At 71.3% G+C, this 20,093-nt stretch carries 15 protein-coding genes; 2 read left to right on the plus strand and 13 right to left on the minus strand.

The genetic code is table 11. From position 1 onward, the window contains the following. The 12 genes from D7X96_RS34550 to D7X96_RS34605 form a co-directional block, all read right to left on the minus strand. The coding region (locus D7X96_RS34550; protein WP_208647425.1) for a hypothetical protein at nt 1–527 on the minus strand (527 nt) is incomplete at its 3' end. Further along, a complete protein-coding gene (locus tag D7X96_RS41615; protein ID WP_121771673.1) occupies nt 524–4,294 on the minus strand; it encodes a baseplate J/gp47 family protein in 3,771 nt (1,256 codons plus the stop codon). The genes D7X96_RS41615 and D7X96_RS34550, both read right to left, overlap by 4 nt. Then, nucleotides 4,291–4,665, minus strand: coding sequence for a GPW/gp25 family protein (locus D7X96_RS34560; protein ID WP_120551961.1), 375 nt, complete (start codon nt 4,663–4,665; stop codon nt 4,291–4,293). The genes D7X96_RS41615 and D7X96_RS34560 overlap by 4 nt, the downstream gene beginning before the upstream one ends. Then, nucleotides 4,665–5,852 carry a phage late control D family protein gene (locus D7X96_RS34565; protein WP_121771674.1) on the minus strand — a complete coding sequence of 396 codons (1,188 nt, stop codon included), beginning with the start codon at nt 5,850–5,852 and terminating at the stop codon, nt 4,665–4,667. The genes D7X96_RS34560 and D7X96_RS34565 overlap by 1 nt, the downstream gene beginning before the upstream one ends. Further along, a complete protein-coding gene (locus tag D7X96_RS34570; protein WP_121771675.1) occupies nt 5,852–6,130 on the minus strand; it encodes a LysM peptidoglycan-binding domain-containing protein in 279 nt (92 codons plus the stop codon). The genes D7X96_RS34565 and D7X96_RS34570 overlap by 1 nt, the downstream gene beginning before the upstream one ends. Nucleotides 6,131–6,140: 10 nt before the next feature. Then, nucleotides 6,141–6,869 carry a CIS tube protein gene (locus D7X96_RS34575; protein WP_121723533.1) on the minus strand — a complete coding sequence of 243 codons (729 nt, stop codon included), beginning with the start codon at nt 6,867–6,869 and terminating at the stop codon, nt 6,141–6,143. Further along, nucleotides 6,866–7,078 carry a hypothetical protein gene (locus D7X96_RS34580; protein WP_120551965.1) on the minus strand — a complete coding sequence of 71 codons (213 nt, stop codon included), beginning with the start codon at nt 7,076–7,078 and terminating at the stop codon, nt 6,866–6,868. Before D7X96_RS34580 ends, D7X96_RS34575 begins: the two co-directional genes overlap by 4 nt. Before the next feature lie 21 nt (nt 7,079–7,099). After that, nucleotides 7,100–7,975: a hypothetical protein gene (locus D7X96_RS34585; RefSeq protein WP_120551966.1), complete on the minus strand. Its 876-nt coding sequence runs from the start codon at nt 7,973–7,975 to the stop codon at nt 7,100–7,102. Between the two features lies 1 nt (nt 7,976). After that, nucleotides 7,977–8,468, minus strand: coding sequence for a phage tail protein (locus tag D7X96_RS34590; protein WP_120551967.1), 492 nt, complete (start codon nt 8,466–8,468; stop codon nt 7,977–7,979). 25 nt (nt 8,469–8,493) lie between these two features. Continuing rightward, the gene (locus D7X96_RS34595; RefSeq protein WP_120551968.1) at nt 8,494–9,045 is read right to left on the minus strand and encodes a phage tail protein; all 552 of its coding nucleotides are present in this window, start codon (nt 9,043–9,045) and stop codon (nt 8,494–8,496) included. Continuing rightward, nucleotides 9,045–11,366, minus strand: coding sequence for a phage tail sheath subtilisin-like domain-containing protein (locus D7X96_RS34600; protein WP_158626667.1), 2,322 nt, complete (start codon nt 11,364–11,366; stop codon nt 9,045–9,047). The genes D7X96_RS34595 and D7X96_RS34600 overlap by 1 nt, the downstream gene beginning before the upstream one ends. 16 nt (nt 11,367–11,382) lie before the next feature. Continuing rightward, the gene (locus D7X96_RS34605) at nt 11,383–13,341 is read right to left on the minus strand and encodes a hypothetical protein (protein ID WP_121771678.1); all 1,959 of its coding nucleotides are present in this window, start codon (nt 13,339–13,341) and stop codon (nt 11,383–11,385) included. Between the two features lie 248 nt (nt 13,342–13,589). On the opposite strand from D7X96_RS34605, the gene D7X96_RS34610 reads away from it, so the two are divergent. Next, nucleotides 13,590–13,964, plus strand: coding sequence for a DUF1622 domain-containing protein (locus D7X96_RS34610; protein WP_120551971.1), 375 nt, complete (start codon nt 13,590–13,592; stop codon nt 13,962–13,964). Nucleotides 13,965–14,146: 182 nt separating this feature from the next. After that, nucleotides 14,147–16,468 carry a PAS domain-containing sensor histidine kinase gene (locus D7X96_RS34615; protein WP_158616307.1) on the plus strand — a complete coding sequence of 774 codons (2,322 nt, stop codon included), beginning with the start codon at nt 14,147–14,149 and terminating at the stop codon, nt 16,466–16,468. Nucleotides 16,469–16,580: 112 nt separating this feature from the next. On the opposite strand, the gene carB is transcribed toward D7X96_RS34615, so the two are convergent. Beyond that, nucleotides 16,581–19,832 (minus strand): carbamoyl-phosphate synthase large subunit, encoded by a 3,252-nt coding sequence (gene carB, locus D7X96_RS34620; RefSeq protein WP_121723539.1) that lies wholly within the window; start codon nt 19,830–19,832, stop codon nt 16,581–16,583. Nucleotides 19,833–20,093: the final 261 nt, after the last annotated feature.

The following is a 20,093-nucleotide window of genomic DNA, read 5'->3' on the forward strand; positions in this document are numbered from 1 at the left end:
CCTCCGGTTCCCGTCCCCGCGCCCGTCCCGGTCCCCACACCGGCGCGAGGCGGAAGGAACGCGCGAAGCTCATTGAGCTCCGGAAGCAGCCGCAGCGGAGCAAGCGTCTCGAAGATGGCGGCGGCCTCTTCTCCCTCCGCCGCCGAACTCACCGCCGTTCCCGCCGGCAGCGTGCCGCGCACGTTCGCCTTGCAGCGGAAGTGCTGAAGCCCCACCGCCGCGGTGCCCGGGCTCGGCCGGTAGCCGATGTGCCCGAGCAACCTGGAGACGGAGTCCTCCAGGCGCGCGGTGGCGAGGAAGCCCTCCTCCGCCCACGCCTGCTGATACGTCCACAGCACATGCAGCGCGAGCGCCACGCTGTCGAGCAGCCCCCTCCCCAGGTCCACCGACGACGGCGCCGCGTACGCGAGCGGATTCCACGTGGGCGCCTCGTCCAGCCGGGAGAAGACGATGCGAGCCGACTCCCCCAGCCGGGTGCGGAGCTGCTCGTGCGTCAGCGCCTGGTGCGTGGAGGGGACGCGGCTCATCGCAGCCCTCCACACACCTGCACGGTGAGCACGCCTTCAGAGCCCGGCCAGTAACCACCCCGAGCGGTGGCGACCTCCTCCGGCCCGATCGGAATGACGCCCGCCTCCAGCCGCTCCGGCGCATGAGGCTCCAGGCGGCGGAAGCGCTTCACCCGCACCGCCGTCACGCCCGGCACGCGCAACACCGCCTGGTACAGGTCCGCGAGCTGCACGTCGCCGTTCAAGCCGGAGCGATCCGGATCCAACAGCCCGCCGTCTCCCGCGATGGCGCCCACCACCGCGTCGCGCAGCTGATCCGCCTGCGAATGCGGCGCCGCGTCCACCTCCAGGTCCAGATCGAGCGGCACCCACCGGGGCGGCAGCGCCTCCACGTCCACCCCCAGCACCCGGATCTCCTCCAGCCGCCGGCGCACCCCGGCCCACCGGCGAAGCAGCTCGTCCCGGTCCAGCGTGTCCTCGTCGCGCAGCAACACCGTCACCCGGATGACCGTGCGCAGGTCGCGAATCACCGCGCGGGCCGAAGCCCCCGCGACCTCCGGCAACTGCTGGAGCATCCGCACGTAGTCATCGACGGTGACGGCGGACAGCGGCTGTGACACGCCCGCCGGTGCCCGGTAGCGGATGGAGTCGATCGACTCCGCGTCGCGTCCGCCCACCGCGGGCAACGGATTGTCCACGCGCACCAGCAGGCGCAGGTCGTCCATCGACCGGGCCAGCAGCTCGCCCGCGGACGCGGAGCGCTGCGGATCCAACGGCACCTGGAGCAGCCGCGTGAGCACGCCCTCCCCCACGTTGCCCACCGTCCCCAGACCAATGCGAAGCGACAACCCCAGCGCCGTCTCCCGAGGCGGCAACGCGGCACCGTTGGTGCCATCCCCCCAGCGCAGGCTGGCCCCCCCCGTGGGCGTCGCGCGCAGCACGAACACCTCATCCCCCGGCCCCTGCACGGACAGGTCCTCCACCAACGTCCACGGGTCGTCCTCCACGCTCACCTGGAGCTGGGGCGTCCCGCGCCGCGATTCATCACCTGGCAGCGGATACCCGGAGGCCTGGACACTGACCGGATGGAACGGCAGGGCGAACTCGCGCGCCTCACCGCCATCCACGACGGGAGACAGCAGCGCGCGCCACTGCGCGAGGCTCCGGGCAAACGGCTCCGCCGAGTCCGCCTCGAAGCCCTCGGGGAGCGGCGACACCGGCAGCCCATGATGCGCGGGCACCCCATTGCCCAGCACGGTCGCGCGAGGCCCGGGCGCGGGGTCCCCCGGAGCCAGGAACGTCTCCGGCGCGAACCTGCGCGGATCCCACCCGACGAACGTCGTATCCGTGGCGAGCGTCACGGACGTCACGCGCACCACGTGTCCGCCCTCGCCGCGTCCCCGGTAGAGGATGAGCCACCGGCCCACCTCCAGCTCCGGATACAGGCCCGCGAGCGTGGCCCCGGTGTCCCCCGGCTGCACGGACTCCGCGAGCGTCACGGATTCCAGCCGGGGGAAGTACGACAGCGGCGACTCGGTGACGAACACCAGCGAGTGCTCGTCCGTGGAGACATTCGCCACCAGTGTCTCGGCCGGAATCTCCAGCACGCCGCCCCCGGTGAGGAACTCCAGCGCGGTGGTGCCTGGAGGAAGCGTGGACAGGTGCAGCTCCTCCAACCGCTCCTGCACCAGCGCCGCGAGCGCCACCGGATCCAACCGGAACCGCAGCATCACCGTGGCGGAGAGCCCCGGGTCCGGCACGTAGTCCAGCCCCCGCGCGTGGTCCTCCACGGAGCGCCGCAGCCGGGCATCCTCCAGGAAGCCCTCCACCACGGCACGCTCCTGCTGGTACGCCAGCGAGTCCAGCTGCGCGGCCACGGCCTCCAGCAACATGGTCGTGAAGTCCGCGGGCCCCCGGTCCTCCCACGGCGCCATCACCGTGCGAGCCCGCTCCAGCATCACCGCCAGCAACGACTGCGCGTCACGGGCCTGGTAGTCCACCAGCGCCCCGGGCGCGGGCCGCTCCGGAGCCGCGAGCCACGGACGCGGCTGCGGATCCCGCACGTCACAGCCCGGCACCACGTCCGGAGCCCAGGCGCCCACGAACGGCGCCGGGTCGCGAGGCCCATCTCCCGGCACGGGCACCGCCGCGCGAGAGATGGCCGCATCCGGCACCAGCCGAAGGTCCACGCTCTCCGGAGGCGGCAGGCTCCCCGTGAGCAGCACCGGAGGGACCTCGGGAGTCCCCGGCGTCCGGTACGGCAGCGGCCCCACTTCCAAGAACGGCAGGCCCGCGCCCTGAGCAAAGAGCGCGGGCGAAGCGGACAGCTCCGCGTCCGTCTCCAGCACGAAGGGCGCGCCCACGATGGCCGTGAAGAGCGAGTCGTAAGCACGAATCTCGCCCGGCCCCAGCCGCAGCCCATGCGCATGCCGGTGCCAGGTGAGCTGCGCCAGCAGCAGCTGCTCCGCCTGCACCCAGCCCGCGTGCACCGACGTCCAGGCCTCGGTGCGCCGAATCAGCGCCGTGCGCAGCCCGCCCTCCACTTGCAGCGCGGTGCCGGTGATGACGAAGAGGGAGCAGTCCTCGACGGCAATCTCTCCCGGAGTGCCCTCATCCAGCACCGGCTCCAGGCCCCCCAGCGGCGCGGCCACGTGCAGCCCCACGACGTCCGCGTCCGAGGGGAACTCCGGCAGCGTCAGCGGCCCCACGACCGAGGCCGACAGCGAATCCAGCGCGGCGGTGAGCCAGTCCGACCAAGCCGCCGCCGGCTGCGCGGACACCGGAACCGGCGCCGCCGCGACACGGCTCACCTCCACGTCGCGCACCCCCACCGGCTCCAGCGAAGGCCCGCCCAGCACCCGCAGGCCCGTGGCGCGCGTCCCGCCGGTGACGTCCTCCACCTGGCCCATGGCCACTTCCATGCTCCGCCCGCCCAGCGCGAGCGCCCCCATCAGGAACGCCCCCGTCACCCGCTGCACGGTGAAGCCCCGCACCTGAAGGGCGCCCGCCGAAGCCACCACGAGCCCGACGCTCCACTGCGCCCCGGACGCAGCCACGTCGCTCACGGACACGTCCACCAGGGACAGGCCCTCGCCCTCCTCCCGAGCCACCAGCACCCGCGCGCCGGTCGCGCTCGCTCCGGACACCTGCGACACCGTGAGCCCGGACAGGTCCGCGCGAGTGAAGCCCGCCAGCTCCAGGCCCGCGCCCGCCGTCGTGCCCGTGACGTCGTGCACCGTCACGTCCGCCCACTGCGAAGCCTGGCAGACGGCCCGCACGCCGAAGGCCTCACCCACCGTGGCCTGCACCGCCTCCACGGACAGGCCCGTCACGCGGGCCTCCGCCGCCAGCAGCCGCAAGCCCGTGGCGTCCTCGCCCTTCGCCCCCGTCACCGTCAGCGAATCGATGACCACCGCGCCATCCGGCGTCTCCACGCTCACCGCCGCGCAATCCCCCGACGCCGTGGCGCTCACCGTGACGTCCGACATCTCGACCCGCGCGCCCAGGAGGACCAGCCCCGCGTCCACCGCCACCACCGTCACGCCCGACAGCCCTGTGAAGAGCCCGGTCATCTCCAGCGTCCCGCCCTCGAGCCGCAGCGACACGCCCGGGCCACCCGTGAGCCGCAGCGCATGCGCGGGCGTGCCGACGACAGCGTCCGTGGTGAGCACGCCCTCGCCCACGGGGAGCACCCACTCCACCTCGCCCGGAGGCGTGGTCTGCAACGCGGCCTGCGCCGCCCCCAGCGACGCCTCCAGCGGCAAGGTCAGCAGGACCCGGGCGCTCACGGCGGCGCCTCCAGGTCCCGGCGGAACAGCTCCGCTTGCGCCTCACCCGTCGCCAGCAGCGTGTAGAGGATGTCCACGTAGAGCGTCGCGTCCTCGGCGCTCACCTTCACCGCGTCCAGGCGCACCTGGTCGCGCATGAACTCCTGCACGTTGAGGCGGATGATGTACTCGGCCGCGGCGGCGGCCTCCGGACTCGCGGCACCGAACACCATCCGCTGCACGCCACATCCGAAGCGGGGCCGGTTCACCCGCTCCCCGGGCAGCGTGAAGAGCAGCTGCTCCAGTTGCTGACGGATGACCTGCGCGGACCCCACCGTGCGCGGCGTGCCCAGGTCTCCCAGCTGGAAGGGGAAGTGCAGGCCGCGCCCCATCACGCCACCCCGTTGAGCGCGTCGCGAGCCAGGTCCACGTCCACCTCGTAGCGGGCCAGCGCCTCCGCCCACACCCAGCGGTGACGCGCGCCGCGCACGTACCAGGTGCCGTCCATCAGCTTGCCCGCCCCCACCAGGCCCACCGGACGCCGGGCGCGGAGGATGCGTGCGTAGCGCAGCCCCTGCACCGTGCCGTTCGCCTCCGCGAGCCAGTCCGCCTCGCGGTAGTCCGACCACGCCAGGTTCTCCACCTCCGGCACGTCGTGCGGCACGTCCACGTACTGCAGGCCCACCGCCTTCGTCTGGGGCCGCTTGGGCAGCACCGCCGCCATGCGGGCCTTGAGGATGTCCGCGCGGCTGGTGGGCCCCATGCGGGGAAAGCGCGGGGCCGTCACCGTGGCGGAGCGGATCCGCCGCGTGCGCTCGTCGATGTGCTCGCCATGCAGCTCCGTGGGCCGGTGGCTCTCCCAGCGCGCCTTGAGCTCGATGACGGACGGCGTGGAGCGGGGAATCAGCGACAGGTCCGGCTGCTTCGGGCCATCCGGCCGCGGAAGGTGGAAGTGGCCCACGCACTCAAGCGCCGCGTTGGCCCCCGCGCCCACCGGGCCCTGCTTGCGCTCCACGAAGGCCTCATACCCGTTGCGCCGGGCCAGCCACCGGATGAGCGACGCGTCCGTGCCGCGCTGGAGCACCACCGCGCGGTCCGGGTCGCGCACGGGCGCCGTCTCCTGCACGTCCAGCGCGAAGCCATACTCCCCGTAGAGCTGCCGCACGATGCCCGCGTCGGACAGGCCGCTGAACGAACGCGTGCGCTCCTCCAGGTGCATCAGGCACGACGCGTCCAGCCCGTACACCTCCAGCGACGAGTCCGGCACGCGCGACGGGCCGAAGTACGGCTCCACCGCGGTGATGTAGCCGTCGAACACCACCTCCTGGACATCCGGCGCCTCGCTGTCCGGAGCCCCCAGCCCGAAGCTGATGGTGACGCGCTTGAGCAGCGCGAAGCGCCCGTCCGCCAGCGCGTCCCAGTCCCCCGCGTCCGTGGGCGCCATGTCCAGCGACAGGTGGAAGGACGACGCGTCGTCGGTGCGCTCGTCCACCTCCAGGCGGGACACCCGGCCGCGGGCGTCCGTCATGGGCTGTCCGTCGATCCACAGCTGGAGGAACGCCGCGCGCTGGTCCGCCATCAGGGCTTCTCCGGAATGAGCAGCACCGTGCCCGGATCCAGCAGCGCCTCGGGCTCGAAGGTGGGGTTGGCGTCCACGATGCGCCACGCCTGGAACGGGTCGCTGAAGTAGCGCTGCGCGAGCAGGTCCAACCGGTCCCCCGCCACCACCTTGTGGAGCAGCGACGTGGGCACGCGCGGCGCCACGCGGGGCACGTACAGCGACACCGAGGCGCCCTCCGGCCCCAGCGGTACCGTGTACGTCGGCAGGTCCTTGTTTCGCGAGGAAGGGTCGCTCATGGCCGTCCCGTCAGCTCGCCCCGTCGAGCTTCACCTGCGGCGCCAGGGCCTGCGCGATGAGGGTGCTCGCGTCCGCGCCCTTCACCGCCGCCAGGTCCTCCATCCGCAGACGCAGGTCGCGCAGGTTGGCGAACGCCTGGGCCACCTTGTTGTTCGCCGCGTTCTCCCCCACCTCCAGGATGCGCATGCGCAGGTCCACCTCCGCGCGCAGCGGGTACAGCGCCGGATCAAACCGCTGCTCAACGATGGTCATCCCGGTGATGACCACCGGGAACGTGCGCGGCCCCAGCATGAGCAGCAGCTCCGTGGGGTTGAGCGAGACGAGCTTCGTCGCGGGCTTCTTCTCCTCCTCGCCCGTCTGGTCCTTGCCCAGCGCCATGCCCTCCAGCATGGCCAGCTCCGGCAGCACGCCCTGGGTGCCCTCCCCCTTCGTGTCGCGCAGCAGCGCCTCCGTCACGTCGAAGACGAGCTTGAGGGCAATCGTCTCGCTCTTGGCGTGCAGGCCGCCGCCGCGCTGACCGTCGGTGAGGACCTTGGTCTGCTCGGGCGTCTTGCCGGGCTTGGTCTCCCACTGGCCCGCGCGCGTGCGCGTCACCGTCTCCGGGTTGTACTGGAAGCGCAGCGCGCGCACGCCCGGTTCGGACTTCTTGTCATCCGCCGACGTCGGCAGCGTCACCAGCATGCCCTTCTGGAGCTGCTGATCAAACGCGATGAGCGTCGGGTCCAGGTTGCGGGTCATCCGTTGCCCCGGATGCCGGACGGCTCGCGCTGGGCGAGGCTCCGGGCGATGGCTTCGTTGTTCTTGTCCATCAGCGCCACCACCGTCTGGCTGAACAGCTTCACGAGCTCCTTCGGGTTGTCCGGGACGCTGCGCAGCATCCACGCGAGCTCACGCTCCAGCTCGCGGCGGGTGAGTCCGACCTGTCCTTGCACCGGGGGTGGGGCCATGGCGTGTGCGTCCTTCCGTCGTCAGCTCCAGCCATCCACCAGCGGACGGCCTTCCAGCTCGTTGCGAAGCAGCTCCAGGTAGCGCCACCGCCGGGCGCGGGGCAGCGCCAGGATGTCCGCCTCCGACCAGTGGTAGTGGAAGGCCAGCACGTGCACCTCCGTCTCCAGCCGCGCCGCGCCCCCTCGCAGCTCGCGAGTCAGCAGCGCGAACGGATCCAGCTCCAGCTCCAACCACGCGGAGCACTTCGGGCACCGGGCCAGGAGCCCCAGGTCCGGAGCGGACGTCCCATCCGCCAGCGCCAGCGCGACCGCGTGCCGTGAACGCGCGGGCAGCCCCAGCCACGACGAGGGCGTCAGCGCCCGTCCGTCCACCACCACCAGCCGCGACCACAGGAGCGCGGCGCGCTCCGCCCGGCTGCCCTGCGCGTCCGCGAGCACCGCGTCGTCCTCGCCCGTCGGCTCACGCACCTCCGCGGTGCCTTCCGGCAGCGCGACGGTCAGCACCTCCGGTGCATCCAGGGGCCGCTCCGGCGACAGCGCGGAGAGCCGCACGTCCACGTCCGCGACGGCCTCGCATCCAGGCGCCGGGCAGCGCGCCACCAGCGTCAAGCGGTCCCCATACAGCCGGGCCCGCAGGTGCAGCGCCAGGTGGTGCCGGTCTCCCCGCGTGAGGCACGCCGCCAGCGACGCGTCGACGCGCGGATAGTCCCCCAACCGCCCCAGGCACGCCGCGAGCAGTTCGCTCACCGCGCGAGGCCCCGGGCGCTCGCCGGCCTGGGCCAGCGACCACTCCTCGCGGCCGGTGAGCGCGCGCAGCTCGCCCTGACGGTGACAGCGGCCGTCCTCGTCGAAGAGGCCGTGCGGCAGGAGCACCGGGATGGGAGGATCGAGGAGCACGTCAGACCACCGCCTCCAGCGTGAAGCCCTCGTGGTTGACCTCGCAACTCTCGATGAGGATCTCGTTCGCCTCCGCGGCCAGCTCCGACATCGCGGTGAACTTCGAGACCCACGCGTTGCGCAGCACGAACTTCTTCACCGCGCGGTTGAAGTCCAGGTCGTAGACGAGGATTTCGACGGTGCGCCGGTAGTCCGGCTCGGCGGCGCGGAAGCCGGGCGTGGCCTCGTGGCGGATGAGCTGGAGCGCCCAGTCCCGGAACGTCGTGTCCTGCGTGAGCCCCGCCTCCAGCGTGATGGGCTCGTAGTGCACGCGGCCCGGGGACAGCTCGTCCACGGAGGACGGGCTGTTGCCGGAGCGGAACTTCACCACCTCCACGGTGCCGGTGATGCCGGAGATCTTCCGGCACGCGGCCACCTCGATGTTGTTGAAGAGCACGCGGAAGTTGAAGTTGCGGTACGGGTCGCGCTTCGTGGACTCGACGAATCGGGGCATGGCATCACTCCTCGAAAAGGGGACGTCAGGGCGTCGCGGGCAGGGACAGCACGGGCCGGGGCACCGGCTCCCAGCCCTCGTGGGTGAGCTCCAGCGACAGGAGCGCCACCTCCCCCGCCATGGCGTCCAGCTTGGGCAGGGCGTGGAACTTGGACACCCACGCGTTGTGCACGTGGAAGCTGCGGATGCGCGCCTCCATGCCGCCGGGCGCGGGCACGGCCGTGGGGTGCGCGTATGCGTCCCACACGTCGATGAAGAGGTCGCGCTTCACCGGCTCGCCGGGCGCCTTGCCGGTGCGCGCGAACTCCAGCACCGCGCGAGCCCAGCGCTCCAGCGAGTCATCCAGCGCCAGCCCCTGCTCCAGCACCAGCGGCTCCCACGTCACCTTGTGGGGCTGGGCGTAGCGGTGCAGGTTGTTGCCGCCCTCCCACGTCTCATGGGCGCCCACGCTGACGGACAGGCCGGACACGGTGCGCACACCGGCCACGTAGTCGCCGGCCCCGGACGTGCTCATCCGGAGCCGGAACTGGAAGGTCCGCAGCGGGTTGCGGGCGTTGGCGGGGACGGGCGTGGGCATCAGGCCGCCAGCAGGCTCTTCTGGCTGATTTCAATCACGACGAACTCCGCGGGCTTCAGCGGCGCGAAGGCCACCTGCGCGGTGACGATGCCCGCGTCCACGTTCTCCTGCGGGTTGGTGCTCCGGTCGCAGACGACGCTGAAGGCCTCCTCGGGCGTGCTGCCCTGGAAGGCGCCCTGCCGGAACAGGCCCAGCATGAAGGACTCGATGGCGACGCGGATGCGGCCCCACAGCTCCTCGTCATTGGGCTCGAACACCGCCCACATGAGGCCGCGCCGCAGGGACTCCTTGAGGAAGAGCGCGGTGCGGCGCACCGGGATGTAGCGCCACTCGGGGTCGGGCGACAGCGTGCGCGAGCCCCACGACACCAGCCCCACGCCGGGGAACTGGCGCAAGCAGTTGAGGCTCACCGGGTTGAGCTGATCCTGCTCCGCGTCGATGACGGGGTACTGGAGGCCCAGCGCACTGGCGAGCGACGCCTCGATGCCGGCGGGCGCCTTCCACACGCCGCGCGTGGTGTCCGTGCGCGCGAAGAGGCCCGCCACGTGGCCGGACGGAGGCACCAGCCGCGTGGGGTTTCGGCCCACGCCCACCGGGTCCGCCACGCGGATCCACGGGTAGAACATGGCCGAGTTCTTCGAGCGCGAAGGCAGGCCCTCCACGAACTGCTTCGCGTCGTCCGGCAGCACCGCGAAGTCCTTGTCCACGCCGCCGGGGCCGTCCGCGAGGAAGAAGCAGTCTCCCCGGTTGTCGCAGTACGCGACGCCCGCGGCGATGAACGACACCTCGTTCTTGCCGGGCAGCGCGATGATGTTGACGTCCTCCGTGTCCAGCGCGTGCAGGCCCGTGCGCAGCTTCGCGTCGCCCGCGAAGTCGGACGAGTCCAGCAGGCCCGTGCCGTCATCGCCGCCCAAGAGCCGCAGGTTCGTCGCCGCCACCGGTCGCACCGAGGGGTTCGCGGGCGAGTCGTCGGAGTAACCCCGGGCGCGCGGCGCGAAGCCCAGCGCCCGCAGCATGGTGGGCACCGTGGGCTGGAGCGTTTCGCCGATGGCCAGCTGGAGCCCATCGAAGGACTCCGCGCCCAGGCCCGCCGTCCCCGCCGCGGGCGTGCCGGTGAAGCCGGTGGCGGAGAGCGACAGCGTGGAGGTGCCCGCCGCCGTGGCCAGGCCCGTGATGACGGTGTTGCCCTGCGCGTCCGTCACCACCGACGCGACCTTGCCGGCCAGCGCCACGCTCAGCGAGTGGTTCAACTCCGCGGGCGTCACCGCGCCGGCATTCGCCGCGAGGATGGGGATGGGCACCACCGTGGTCGCACCCGGCGAGCCCACGGTGACCTTGGCGTCCTCGGGGTCCAGGTCATACGTGGCGCCCGCGGGCTTGGGGATGGTGAGCGTGGGCCCGGTGGCCACCTTGAGGGAAATCTCCGGTGAGTCCGTGCCGCCAATGACGAACGTGTTGCCCAGGCCCGCCGAGGTGACGGCCTGGGTGAGGAAGGTCTTGAGCTCCGTGGCGGTCAGCTGCGCGCGGCCGTTGACGAACGCCGCGCCCGGCACGGCGGCCACCACCAGGGCCTGCGTGATGGAGACGTCCAGCGTCGTGCGGGGCAGGTCCGGCTGGGCCTCATCCCAGGTACTGACCTGGAGCTTGCCGCCGTCGAAGAGGCTGTACTTCGTGCCGGACAGCACGGCGGCCTTGAGCTTGGGAGGCACGCCGGGGACGAGCACCGCGCCCGGCGCCCGAGCCGCCAGCGCCGCCTGGAACTCGTCACGCACGCGGATGTAGCGGGAGATGTCGTTGATGCGGTCGCCGACGTAGTCCTCGCTCGCCGGGTCCATGCGCACGTCCTCGAACGTCTCCAGCCGGCGCGTGGCTCCCGCTTCCGTCCACATCACCTCCACGCGGAAAGCCTCCGAGGGGAAGTTGATGGAGTCGCTCACCTGGACGCGGAGATAGCCGGACCACTCGCCCGCGCCCCGGGCCAGGAACGTGAGGGCGTTGAGGCCGCCGCCCACGCGAGCGGCCAGGGACGAGGACACGCCGGCCACCGCGTCCGAGGGCAGCACGCGCACGACGTACGCGCGGCGTCCCCCGGAATCGAAGAAGGCCTCCACCGCCTGCGCGACGAGGCCCGCCTCACCGGGCTCGTGGCCGCCGAAGGCGCGCTCGTACTCGGCGAAGCCGGTGACGAACTGGGCCAGGGCCGGAATGCCGCGCGCCGTGCGGCCGACGAACGCCGCCGTGGACGTGCCCACCCCTTCGATGGGGCGTGCACCGGCACTGATTTCCTCCACATAGACGCCCGGATGCAGTCGCTCAGCCACGTTCATCCTCCTGGGTTCAGATGGTCCCGCGCCTGGCGGTATCGACTTCGGTGACGGAAGTGCCCGGGTGGCCGCTGGCGCCGCGAGAGGCCCCGCGCGCGACGGGGTCCACCTGGGGTTTCTCGACGAGGCGCGCGGTGGTGCGCGCGTTCGGCTCGTCCATCAGCGCGGAGACCCGGTAGTCCACGCAGCAGCGGTACAGGTGGTTCAAGAGATCGTCGCGGCGGCGCAGCTGGGTCTGGAAGAAGAAGCACTCCTCCTGGAACACGAGCGTGCGGCCCCGGGGCCACGCGCCCTCCACGGGCTTGCTGAGCGTCACGCGGTCGCCGTCCACGCCCAGCACCAGCGCCTGGAAGCGCTGCTTGCCCACGCGGAAGCCGTCCTCGCTCGCGCCCAGCACCACCACGTCGCCCGGCCTGAGGCGCGAGGCCGCGGTGACGGAGCGGCGCAGCGCCGGATCCAACGGCCCCACGGGCTCCGCCACCAGGTGCAGGTGGTCCACGGTGAAGTCCAGCGGCGTCCCCGCCGGGTCCCCCAGCGTGAGCACCATGTCGCTCGCGGCGACGGTGATGCCCGGAGCCGCGACCGGCGGCGAGGGCGTGGCCTCCGCGTCCTGGAGCGGCTGCGGCGCCCCATCCGCCGACAGCCACACCACGCCCTCCCCCGCCTCCAGCCGCGCATGCAAAGCGACGCCGGCCTCCAGCCGCTCCGCCGGGAGCCGCCAGCGCGTCTCCGCGACCTGCTTGCCGCTGGACCGAGCGAGCGTCGCGGTAGCCACCACCTCGCCCATGAGCCGAGTGCCCACCTGCTCATAGCGGACGATGAGCCGCAGCACGGGCTGCGCCTGCGCCATCAGCACGGCCACCGGCAGCGTCTGGCCCGCCACCGCGCCAGCGGCGACGCGCAGCCCCAAGGACAGCGCCAGCCCGTCCGGAGCCGGATTGTCGGCGTGGAACGGATCCGCCACGGCGGGCATGGGGTAGACGAGCACGGAGGCGGTGCCGGTGCCGGACAGCCGCAATCCTCCGGAGTCAGGCAGGAAGGACGCGCCCGGCGCCAGGTCCACGCGTCCGCCGCGAGCGCGCTCCAGGCTCGCGTCACTGGACTCCAGGTGCGCCAGGGACAGGAGCGTGGTGGGCTCGCCGAGCGTCAGGAGGCGGACCGCCGTGGCGCCGTCGGTCACATCCTCGGCCAGGAGCGACGGGCGCAGGACCATGTTCCCGCGCGTGGGGATGGAGAGCGCGACCGTGTCCATGATGGACGCCAGGTCCCCCTGCGAACCCGCCCACACGTCCACCTGCACGTCGATGGCCATGGCCTTGGGCGCGCGAATCCTGCTGAGGAACGTCCGGCCCTCCTGCGAGCGCTCCGGAGGCTCCAACCCCAGAGGCCCCGCGATGCTGCCGGCCACCGGCAGCACCTCCACGCTGGAGCGGAACGCCATCGACGCGATGCCCGGGTCGGAGCTGATCGCGAGTCGGCCGCCCTCCACGTCCCAGCGCGCGGCGACGGCGCCCAGCGCCTCCAGCATCAAGGGGTCCGTGAGCGGCGCCCCTGAAGGCTCCTGGAAGAGCCCCCCGGAGAGCGCATCCGCCAGCTTCGCGTTGATGGCCGCCGTTACCGAAGGCCCCGTCGCGGTGGAAGCAAACGAACCGCCCGGCAGGCCCGTGAGGGTGACGGTGGCGCGGCCGTCCAGGCGCAGCATGAGCGAGCCATTGGGAGGCACGCTGTCCACGGGAGCGCGAGGCTTGCCGACGACGTGGCCCGGGACGCGGACGGTGGCGACGCCGGTGCGGCCGTTCTCACGCTCGGGTTCGGAGAAGAGGCCCAGCGGACCGACGACGGACAGGAACGGCACGCGTGAAGGCCGGTAGCCCTCGTCCACGTAGCCATGCGCGGCAAAGACACGCACGTCGCCGCTGCGCAAGGCCAACCGTCCCTGCCACAGCAGTCCACTGAGGATCTCGCGAATCACGCGACACGACCCTCTGGGGCAACGCCATGTCTGGCTTTAAACCAATGCGTCACGGCACCCCCCGGCACCTGCGACCCGCGAAGGGCGGCGACAATGAACCAGGAGCTCCGCCGGCGTCAACACTGCACGCATGTATTGATTTGAGTTTTTGTGTGTCTATTCCGACGTCATTCCACCCCGGCGGGAGGGTTTGACGGGGTGGTTGTCCGCTGTGCCGCAAACCATCTTTCGCGGCAAGGGAGCGGCGGATGCGATTCGTGGACTTCGTGGACCTGGCCGCTCAGCTGTTCGAGGGCGCGGGCGTGGTCGTGATGGTGGTGGGGGCGGCGGTCTCCGTGGCGCTCGCCCTCCGGGACGCACGCGGGCCGCTGCGGGCGAAGGCGTACCGGCAGCTCCGTCACTACCTGGGCCGCGCCATCCTGCTGGGATTGGAGCTGCTCGTCGCGGCGGACATCATCCGCACGGTCGCCCAGTCGCCCACGCTGCGGCAGGTGGTCATCCTGGGCCTCATCGTCCTCATCCGGACCTTCCTCAGCTTCACGCTGGAGGTGGAGATCGACGGACGGTGGCCCTGGCAGTCACCGCCTCGCGGCAAGGACGAAGCCGGTCCACCGGGCGCTTGAGTGGGCGCTGTCTGCCGTTGGGTGCCAGCCAGACAGAGGCTGCGCCCCCGGGCGGATGCGGGCTGCCCACCCTCGCGGGGGATGCACACCCTCCAGGTCAGGCCACTTCCATGGTGGGAAGCGGCGTCACGGGGCCCTGCCTCCAAGCTCGCCGGGAAGGGTCGGGGTCAAAGGAGGCGTGCGTGGAGAGCCCCAGCGCAAGCTTCGACCCGGAGACCCGCGAGCCCCTCACCGACGAGCACTCCCGGCTGCTCCTCGAGACGCTGGTGGCCAGCACGCCCGTGGGGCTCGCGGTGGTGGACCTGCGGCAGCGCTTCGTCCAGGTCAACGACGCGCTCGCGGCCATCAATGGCATCCCCCGCGCCGCCCACCTGGGCCGCAAGGTGCAGGAGATCGTCCCGGAGATGTGGCCCACGCTGCGTCCCCAGTACCAGCGCATCCTGGACGGCGGGGGCGCGCAGACGCTGGAGGTCAGCGGCGTCACCTCCAAGGAGCTGGGCGTCGAGCGCCACTTCCTCGTCAGCTACTACCCCGTGCGCACGAGCGCGGGAGCCCTCCTGGGCATCGGCATCATCGTGGTGGAGGTCACCGAGCAGCGCAGGGCCCACGACGCGCTCCTGGCCAGCGAGCAGCGCTACCGCTCGCTGGTGGAGGCCCTGGCGCAGCCGGTATGGACCACCAACGGCCGCGGCGAGGTGGTGGAGCCCGCGCCGCGCTGGATGGAGTTCACCGGCCAGACGCAAGCGGAGCACCTGGGGCTGGGCTGGCTCGCCGCCATCCATCCGGACGACCGCAAGCGGGTGGTGAGGGGCTGGGTGGAGTCCCTGCGCACGAAGACGACCTACCGGGGCGAGTTCCGCCTGCGCTACCACGCCGGGGGCTACCGGGACGTCGTGGGCCGGGCCGTGCCCGTGTTCGGGAAGAAGGGCGCCATCCGCGAATGGATCTCCACGGCAGAGGACATCACCGAGCGCAAGCACGCGGAGGCCCAGGCGGAGAACGAGCGCGCGAGGCTGCGCTCCGTGCTGACGAGCGCCCCGGCGTCCATCGCCATCCTCTCCGGCGAAGAGCAGGTCTTCACGCTGGTGAACCCGCTCTACAAGGCGCTGTCCGGGGGCGTGGACCTGATGGGGGCCTCCATCAAGGGCACCGATGACGCCCGGGCCGCCGAGTACTCGCGGTTGCTGGAGAAGGCCTACACCCAGGGAGAGCCCTTCATTGAGAAGGAGGTCCCCATCACCACCGACTTCCAGAATACCGGCGTGGAGTCGACGCGGCGGTTCGACGTGGCGTACCAGCCGCTGCGCGACGTGAAGGGCCAGGTGGACTCCGTGTTGTCCTTCGCCATCGACGTGACGGAGCGGGTGGAGGCACGCAAGAAGCTGGAGGAGTCCGCCGCGTCCCTGAAGAACCAGCAGCGCTGGCTGGAGGCGGTGTTGGATCGGACGCCGGTGGCGATGATCCTGGTGGAGCCCCAGACGGGCCGCGTCGTCTTCGCGAACCAGGTGGCCCGGAGGATGGCCGGCGGCGACTTCCCCGGGGGCCTGAGCGAGGAGGCCTACAACCGGGGTGAGTACCACTTCACGGACGAAGCGGGCCGGGTGCTGAGCCTGGAGGAGATCCCCGGCGTCCGCGCGGTGAGAGGAACACCTGTGCACGGCGAGCCGGTCATCTGGCACACGCCCACCGGGCACTACTCGCTGCTGGTGGAAGCGGCTCCCCTGCCCGCCCAGCACGGCCACGACGCGGCGGTCCTCCTGGCGCTCCAGGACGTCACCGAGCTGCGAACGACCCAGGCCCAGCTCCAGCACGCCGTCTCGCTCCGGGACGAGTTCCTGACGGTGGCGTCACACGAATTGAAGACCCCGCTGACGCCGTTGCAGCTGAAGCTCCAATCCCTGGTCCGGGACGCGCAGGCTGAACAGACCCTGGAGGCGCTGAGGGCGCGGGTGGTGAAGACGGCGGAGACCATCTCCGGACAGGTCCGCAAGATGACCACGCTCATCAACGACCTGCTGGAGGTGACGCAGCTCACGGGCCCCGCCGCGCCGTTGCAACTGGAGGACGTGGACCTGGCGGACGTGGTGCGCACCGTGGTGGAGCGTTTCCAGGCCCAGGCCACGAAGGCGGGCTGCAAGGTCATCATCGACGCGGAACCGGGAGCGGTGGGCCGCTGGGACCGCCACCGGCTGGAGCAGGTGGCGAGCAGCCTCTTGTCCAACGCGCTGAAGTACGGCCCCGGGCGCCCGGTCACGCTGCGAGTGGAGCGGGACCGGGGCCGGGCCAGGCTGAGCGTGAGGGACGAAGGCATCGGCATCGCGCCAGGAAGCCTCCAGGCCATCTTCGAGAAGTTCACCCGGGCCGTGTCCACCCGGCATTACGGTGGCCTGGGCCTGGGTCTCTTCATCACGAGGCAGATTGTCGAAGCCCACCACGGAACCCTGCGCGCGGTCAGTCAACCCGGGCAGGGCGCGACGTTCATCGTGGAGCTGCCCATGGTCTGAGCCGCTCCCCCAACGCGTCACCAGGACACCGAGCGCCATCTCACACAACGCCCGGCCCCAAGACGGAAAGCGGCCCCTGGAGACACCCAGGGGCCGCGAAACTTCACGATTCCTACCGCCGCGCCGGAGGCACACCGTTCTCGCCGTACAGGTAGGCCTGCAGCGGCTTCACCGCGAGGTCCGAGCGCTTCAGCGACTCCAGCGCGCCCACCGCCATGCGCGCCGCCTGCACCGTCGTGTAGTACGGCACCGAGTGCATCAGCGCCTCACGGCGGATGGAGAAGCTGTCCGCGATCTCCTGCTTGCCGAAGGTGGTGTTGATGACCAGGACGATCTCCCCGTCGACGATCTTGTCGACGATGTTCGGCCGGCCCTCCTTCACCTTCTGCACCCGCTGCGACTCGATGCCCTTCGTCTGCAGGTAGTCGTGCGTGCCCGCCGTCGCCGTCAGGCTGAAGCCCATCGACCGCAGGCGCCGGGCCAGGTCCACCACCGCCGGCTTGTCGTCGTCCTTCACGGAGATGAACACCCGGCCCGTCTTGGGCAGCTTCACGCCCGCCGCCAGCTGGCTCTTCGCGAACGCGGACGCGTAGTCCTCCGCCAGGCCCATGACCTCGCCCGTGGACTTCATCTCCGGGCCCAGAATCACGTCCACCCCGGCGAAGCGCGCGAACGGGAAGACGCTCTCCTTCACCGCCACGTGCCGGAACTCCGGCTCCTCCGTGCGGCCCAGCTCCTTCAGCGTCTTGCCCACCATGCAGAGCGCGGCGATCTTCGCCATCGGCATGCCCGTCGCCTTGGAGATGAACGGCACCGTGCGGCTGGCGCGCGGGTTCACTTCCAGGATGTAGATGTTCTTCCCCTGGATGGCGAACTGCACGTTCATCAGGCCCACCACGCCCAGCTCGCGAGCCATCGCGATGGCCTGGTCCTTCATCCGCTCCACCAGGTCCGGCGACAGCGAGTGCGGAGGCAGCGTCGCCGCCGCGTCACCCGAGTGCACGCCCGCCTCCTGGATGTGCTCCAGCACGCCGCCAATCAGCACCTGCCCCGTGCGGTCCGCCACCAGGTCCAGGTCCACCTCGATGGCATCCTTCAGGAAGCGGTCGATGAGCACCGGGTGCTCCGGAGACGCGCTCACCGCCTCGCGCATGTAGCGCTCCAGGCTGGCCGCGTCGTAGACCGTCTCCATCGCGCGCCCGCCCAGCACGTACGACGGACGCACCATCACCGGGTAGCCAATCCGCTCGGCCACCTTGAAGGCCTCCGCGTGGCTGCGCGCGACGCCGTTCTCCGGCTGCTTCAGGCCCAGCTTCTCAATCAGCTTCGCGAACTTCTCGCGGTCCTCCGCCCGGTCGATGGCGTCCGGCGACGTGCCCAGAATGGGCAGCCCCGCCTGCTCCAGCGGCACGCTCAGGCGCAGCGGCGTCTGCCCGCCGAACTGCACGATGGCGCCCACCGGCTTCTCACGCTGGGACACCTCCAGGACGTCTTCAATCGTCAGCGGCTCGAAGTAGAGGCGGTCGGACGTGTCGTAGTCCGTGGACACCGTCTCCGGGTTGCAGTTGACCATCACCGTCTCGTACCCGGCCTCGCGCAGCGCGAAGGCCGCGTGCACGCACGCGTAGTCGAACTCGATGCCCTGGCCGATGCGGATGGGACCGCTGCCCAGAATCAGGACCTTCTGCCGGTCCGTGGGGGGCGCCTCGTCCTCCTCCTCGTAGGTGGAGTACAGGTAGGGCGTGTACGCCTCGAACTCCGCGGCGCAGGTGTCCACCCGCTTGAACACCGGGCGGATGCCGCGCGCGTGCCGGTGCGCCCGCACCTCCGCCTCCGGGTAGCCCATCAGGTTGCCCAGGTACTTGTCGGAGAAGCCGTGCGCCTTCGCCTGACGAAGCACGTCGTCCGCCAGGTGATCCAGCCGGCCAATGTCCGCCAGCGCCTGCGCCTCGCGCACCAGCGCCTCGATGTGCCGCAGGAACCACGGGTCGATGGCGGAGAGCTGGTGCACCTGCTCCACCGTCATGCCCTCGCGGAAGGCCTGCGCCACGAACCAGGGGCGCTCCGGACGGGGCACGCGCAGCCCCTCGTGCAGCACCTTCTCCCGCTCCTCCTTCTCCGAGGGCAGCTCCGGCGACTCCAGGCCCACGCGCCCCAGCTCCATGGAGCGCAGCGCCTTCATGTACGCCTCGGGGAAGGTGCGGCCAATGGCCATCACCTCGCCCACCGAGCGCATGCTCGTGGTCAGCGTGCGGTCCGCCTTGGGGAACTTCTCGAAGTTGAAGCGCGGCACCTTCACCACCACGTAGTCCAGCGTCGGCTCGAAGGAGGCCGGCGTGTCGCGGGTGATGTCGTTGCGCAGCTCATCCAGCGTGTAGCCCAGCGCCAGCTTCGCGGCGACCTTCGCGATGGGGTAGCCCGTCGCCTTGGACGCCAGCGCGCTGGAGCGCGACACGCGCGGGTTCATTTCAATGACGACCATGCGGCCGTCGCGCGGGTGGATGCCGAACTGGATGTTGGAGCCGCCCGTGTCGACGCCAATCTCGCGGATGATGGCCAGCGACGCCTGCCGCATGCGCTGGTACTCGCGGTCCGTCAGCGTCTGCGCGGGCGCCACGGTGATGGAGTCACCGGTGTGCACGCCCATCGGGTCCAGGTTCTCGATGGAGCAGATGATGATGACGTTGTCCGCGGAGTCGCGCACCACCTCCAGCTCGTACTCCTTCCAGCCGAGCACGCTCTCCTCCACCAGGATGGTGGAGGTGGGGCTCGCCTTCAGGCCCGAGCGGCAGATGGCCTCGAACTCCTCGCGGTTGTACGCGATGCCGCCACCCGTGCCGCCGAGCGTGAAGGACGGACGGATGATGGCCGGGAAGCCGATCTCCTCCACCAGCGCCATGGCGTCCGCGAGCGTCGTCGCGTAGCCGCTCTTGGGCAGCGCCACGCCAATCTTCTGCATGGCCGCCTTGAAGAGCTGGCGGTCCTCGGCCTTGTTGATGGCCTCCAGGGACGCGCCAATGAGCCGCACCCCGTACTTCTCCAGGATGCCCCGCTCCGCGAGCGCCTTGGCCAGGTTGAGCGCCGTCTGGCCACCCATCGTCGGCAGGAGCGAGTCCGGCCGCTCGGCGGCCAGAATCTTCTCCGCCGCCTCCACGGTGATGGGCTCGATGTAGGTGCGGTGGGCGAACTCAGGGTCCGTCATCACCGTGGCGGGGTTGCTGTTGAGCAGCACCACCTCCACGCCCTCGTCCCGAAGCGCCTTGATCGCCTGGGTGCCTGAGTAGTCGAACTCGACGGCCTGCCCGATGACAATCGGGCCCGAGCCAATCACGAGAACCTTCCGGATATCAGTGCGCTTGGGCATCGGGCGCCCCCCATACCAACGTCCGCCCCCACATGCACGCGGTGCGTTGTGGCATCCGAAGAGACCGTCCGATGCCCGCTTGCTCGGAGGACCCCGGCCCGGCGTCCTCTGCTACGCTGCCGCGCTTCCCTCCGGAGGTTCCATGCGTCGCTGGCCCCTGGCCCTGCTCGTTCTCCTCTCAGCGCCCGCCCTCGCCCAGGAGGACACCACTCCCGCCGCCGAGCCCGCCCCCGCCGAGCCCGCGCCGGCGCCAGTCCCCGC

This window comes from Corallococcus interemptor, from assembly GCF_003668875.1.
Classification (GTDB): domain Bacteria; phylum Myxococcota; class Myxococcia; order Myxococcales; family Myxococcaceae; genus Corallococcus; species Corallococcus interemptor.